Origin of the sequence: Paenibacillus cisolokensis (assembly GCF_050481165.1) — a bacterium.
Classification (GTDB): Bacteria; Bacillota; Bacilli; order Paenibacillales; family Paenibacillaceae; genus Paenibacillus_AH; species Paenibacillus_AH cisolokensis.
Map to the genome: position 1 here is coordinate 1 of NZ_JBCNFP010000087.1, position 1,507 is coordinate 1,507.

Consider the following 1,507-nt stretch of genomic DNA (forward strand, 5'->3'; position numbering starts at 1 on the left):
ATTTTTATATTAGCGAATACACCCCGGATCACTCAAGCGTCCGAATTCCTCCCGCATATGCTTTTGCATTGCATATTTGATACTCCGTCAAAATAATAAATAAGGGAACCATTAAATTTAGCTCCCTTATTCTCTACTCTTCCTAATCCCCAGCAATACAAAGATCACTGTTTAAGCAAATCATCTCGAATAGAATTTAACTTAGCCTGAATTTCGAAAGTAACATCGTCTGAAAAACAAGAAAAGGGCTCCAATTCTTTGGTAGAATGGTGTTTGTCCAGAACATCACCTACAAAGAAAGGAGCACCTTTTAGATGAAGTCTACCACACCCGTCAGCAAAATCAAGACCGAATTTACCTTGCAAAACGCCTCAAATGTTGGAGGAAGCAAAATCTTTCTGGAATATCTCGAAAAAATCAAGCTCGGTAAGGCTTTGCAGAATTTAAATTGTACCAAGCAAGGCAATTCCCTGTTCCCTGTTTTCCGCATCCTGCTCTATCTCATTGTCGGCTGGATACTCGGATGCGAACGCCTCTTTCATTTCCGCAGGCTGCAACATGACGCGCTCATCCGGCGGTTTCTCGGCGGGCGCTGTCCGCATCACACCCTGCTATATAAGGAACTGGATCGACTCAGCAAGACCCGCCCAACCTTAACGCTGGATTTGCGAAAGCTGAATCAGCAGATTATTGCACCCTGTCTGCCTTCTGAACTCATCGTGGACCTAGACTCCACGGTAGAAACGGTATACGGTCACCAAGAGGGGGCGGCAGTCGGCACGAATCCCCACAAACCCGGACGTAAAAGTTACCATCCGCTGATGGCGTTTGAGGGCCAGTCGCGCCTGTGCCTGAATGCAGTACTGCGTGCTGGGAATACGCACGCTTCCACCGATGCAGCCGCCTTCCTCCGTCAGATCTTTGAGTTGCTTGGTGACCGTCCGGTAAAGTACGCCCGGTTTGACAAGGGATTTGGCGGCGAAGACTTCTACAGCCTATGGGAAGCCAAGCGAATCGGGTATGTCGGGAAATTGAAATGGACGCAGCGACTTCAGGCCGAAGTAGGGCGATGCCGCTACTGGAAGCGGTTTGTCGATGAGGATTGGGTCATCGAGGGGATCACCCTGATCTACCAAGCCACCTCATGGAAGAAACCGCGCCGCGTTGTGGTGATTCGTAAAGCGCAGGTGTTTGACGGCGATCAAGCTCGGCTTCTCCTCGATACGGACTGGCATTACGAAGCGATCGTCACCAATCTCGAGTGGGAGCCGATCGACCTTTGGCGCTTTTACAACCAGCGTTGCTGCATGGAGAACTATATCAAAGAAGCCAAACGCGGCTTTTCCATCGATCGAATCGCTACCGGTGACTTTACCGCTAATGAAATCGACCTGCTCATCAAGCTGCTCGCCTACAATCTCTACGAGAGATTCAAGCGAGACTGTTGCGAACCGGTCCATCAAGGGTATACGATTGCCCGGTTCCGTCTAGAGTTTTTCCACTGTGC

The 1,507-nt window shown here is 49.6% G+C and carries 1 protein-coding gene; it reads left to right on the top strand.

What is annotated here, in order from left to right; genetic code table 11:
* Positions 1 to 314: 314 nt before the first annotated feature.
* The coding region (locus ABEV74_RS14725) for an IS1380 family transposase (protein ID WP_430146966.1) at positions 315 to 1,507 on the top strand (1,193 nt) is incomplete at its 3' end.